This window comes from Sphingomonas azotifigens NBRC 15497, from assembly GCF_002091475.1.
In the GTDB taxonomy this organism is placed as follows: Bacteria; Pseudomonadota; Alphaproteobacteria; order Sphingomonadales; family Sphingomonadaceae; genus Sphingomonas; species Sphingomonas azotifigens.
The window spans coordinates 1-1,146 of record NZ_BCTR01000136.1; the positions used below are offsets into that span (position 1 = coordinate 1).

2 protein-coding genes are annotated in these 1,146 nt (G+C 60.4%); one reads left to right on the forward strand and one right to left on the reverse strand.

The window, feature by feature from the left end; genetic code table 11:
* Nucleotides 1-437, forward strand: a 437-nt coding sequence (locus SAZ01S_RS23245; RefSeq protein ID WP_218018166.1) for a hypothetical protein, incomplete at its 5' end; no start/stop codon positions are given.
* A 1-nt stretch (nt 438) separates the two neighbouring features.
* On the opposite strand, the gene SAZ01S_RS23250 is transcribed toward SAZ01S_RS23245, so the two are convergent.
* A partial coding sequence (locus SAZ01S_RS23250) for a HEPN domain-containing protein (protein ID WP_084584695.1) occupies nt 439-1,146 on the reverse strand: 708 nt, incomplete at its 5' end.

Below are 1,146 nucleotides of genomic sequence, written 5' to 3' on the forward strand. Positions count from 1 at the left end.
CCCTGCGCGCCTTTCGATTGTTCCTATTACGTTCTATCATCACAGCCCTTCCGAGTCGCCAGAAAGAGCCCGATATGTCGATCAGAATCGAACCACTGGAGAATGGCCGGCTGAAGCTTTCCGGTGACGTCGAGGACGAGATTTTCCTGTCCGCGCGGGCGCTCGACGAGGGCTTTACCATCGCGATTTCGGACGGCACGCTGGTGCAGGGACGCTTCGATAATTGGGTCGACGAGTGCCGATTTTTGGTCGCCGTCGAGGGCGCCGGTATCGCTACAATCAGCCGCGCGGAGCGCGGCGACGTGCTCGATCTGGCGTGGAAAATCGAGTGGATCAGCGTCGCGATCGCCCGCGACATGCGCTGCGCCGAACGCAGCGAAGCGCCGCAGTTGCAGCGCGAATTGTCGTTCGCGGACGCCGGGAAGATCGCCGCCTAGGTCAGGCGGCAGCGCTGCGTTCCAGTGCCGCAATCCGCTCTTCGCAAATCACCTGCACCGCCTGACCAAGTGCCTCGACACGCTCGCCGAGCCACGCCAGTTCTTCCTCGCTGATGCGGTAGTGCTTCGAATAGCGCGCCTTCACATAGGCCTCTTTCAGCTTCTCGAAGCGGGCACGATCGGTGCGCTGGTCACGCGGCCAGGCATCGACCAGACGCGGGTCGATGCGCTCCGCCTGGGTGCGGAGGAAGCCCAGATTATGCACGTGGGGGGTGTAGAAAGTGCAGACCAGAAGCACGCAGTGGTAGAGGCGTTCAGCCGTCTGGTGCAGCAAGAAAGCGGCCAGCTTTAGGTCACCATCACGCTCAGCGTACCCAGCATTCCGTTTGAACCCGGCTGCTGTTGGAAACCATTCTCCGAAATACTCCTGCGCCATGGCCAACGCCTGCTTCGGCGTCTTAGGCTTGGGCTGATGTAATTCGGTGTCATCGCTCTGGTACAACGCGATACCGTCGCGAGCGACATCCATGAAGAAATAGCGCCCGTGCGCCAAGCCATCGTTCACCTCCTGCAGGGTGTGAACGATGAAATTTACCGGCGTTCGAAGCGTCTTTGTGATCCCCAGTTCGCGGTTGAGCCGGTCGTCGGCGGTCGTCCAAAACTGGGCGCGATCGGTGAGCTTGTTGTTGTTGACGATAATGAGAAGGTC